The sequence below is a fragment of the Chryseobacterium sp. CG10_8 genome (genome assembly GCF_058117085.1).
Window position 1 is genome coordinate 1 of sequence record NZ_JBYVEB010000226.1, and the last position, 1,482, is coordinate 1,482.

Consider the following 1,482-nt stretch of genomic DNA (forward strand, 5'->3'; position numbering starts at 1 on the left):
ACAACTACAAATACAACGGTAAAGAACTCCAAGAAACAGGAATGTACGACTACGGAGCGAGATTTTATATGCCCGATATTGGAAGATGGGGAGTTGTGGATCCGTTGGCGGAAGCTCATCCAGAGATGACACCGTTCAGATATAGTTTTAATAATCCAATCAATGCAACTGATCCAACAGGACTTTTAGAAGGATGGATCGAAGAAGAAGTTGATGGACAGAAGTCTTATACATATGATCCAAATGTAAATACTGTTGAAGAAGCCGAAGCAGCAGGCTATGAAAATGTCACTTCTGTTCGTAAGGCGGCTACAATTTCTAGAGAAGCGAATTTTTTAGGCCTAGGAGGATATACTTATAATCTTACAGAATCGGGCATTGTTACTGATGAATACGGCAACTCCATGGACTCTGATTTTGAAACTGGAGCTGGATCAGAGGTTAGGAATGTTCAAGCTAGACCAATCTATAATCCATTAGGTTTTAATGATGGTCCTATCATGATGATGGGAGGAGCTGGTGATCCTTTTGGAATTTGGGAAGGATTGGGAATGGCTTTATCTAACAATGATGATTCTGGAAACAATTACTTTCTAGCTGCTTTAATGGTGACAAAAGGGAATCCTAATGGAGGCTTAAAAGTACTAAATGCCCAGAAAGGTGCAGCAAGAAAATCATTTCAAAACCAAATTGATGACTTAATTGAAATGAATGGTGGACAGAACTCTGTTACTATTAAAACAACAGACGGTGCATTCCACTATGACTTGAGAGGAGCAACACACAAAGGAGTAGCAACACCACATGTCCAAAGATCAGTACTAAATACTAACAGTACTGGTAGCACATTTTTAAATAAAGATAGGAAATGGGTTCGATCAATGAATCAGCAAGATTTAAGAGTTATTAGAAATCACCTTAACAGATAAGATAATATGAAAGTAAAGGACGTATGGACTGATTTAGACTTCGAGGAAATGGGATGGCACGATAGTTATCTTTATTCTATTTCTTTTCCTGATGAAAATCAAAAACTAGTTCTTGATATAGATTATATTTTTAAATGGGTTTTAGATGAAACATCCAATTTACATAGTTTTTGGGTTTCTCCCTCTGTATTGACTTTTTCAAATGTATTAAATCTAAAAATAGATATAAACTTTCAAAATAGTGTAGGTATTGGTATATCAGATATCAATCGTTTGAATCCTAAATTATCACCAAATGGAAAGGTTACGTTTTGGGATTATTTAATACTTACTGACAGAGGTTTTATAAAGTTCGAATCGACAGGTTATATACAGAAAATAAAACGACAACCTATATTAAGTGACTCTCAAGTATTGATGAGAGGTGCTCCTGCTCCCTCTAACGAACACGCTGAGAAAAACCCTCGCGAGAAAAAATAATGTGAATTAGGAAAAGCTTTGTTAGAGGATGTTTGCCCGGCTACGTCTAGCGGGGCTACATCTAACAGCTTGT

General features: G+C 36.6%; 2 protein-coding genes. Both read left to right on the forward strand.

The features are described 5' to 3' along the window. A partial coding sequence (locus tag AC4AGG_RS16400; protein WP_489773099.1) for an RHS repeat-associated core domain-containing protein occupies positions 1-929 on the forward strand: 929 nt, incomplete at its 5' end. A 6-nt stretch (positions 930-935) separates the two neighbouring features. Further along, entirely contained in the window at positions 936-1,409 is a 474-nt protein-coding gene (locus AC4AGG_RS16405; RefSeq protein ID WP_489773100.1) for a hypothetical protein, read from the forward strand. The last annotated feature ends 73 nt before the right edge of the window (positions 1,410-1,482 follow it).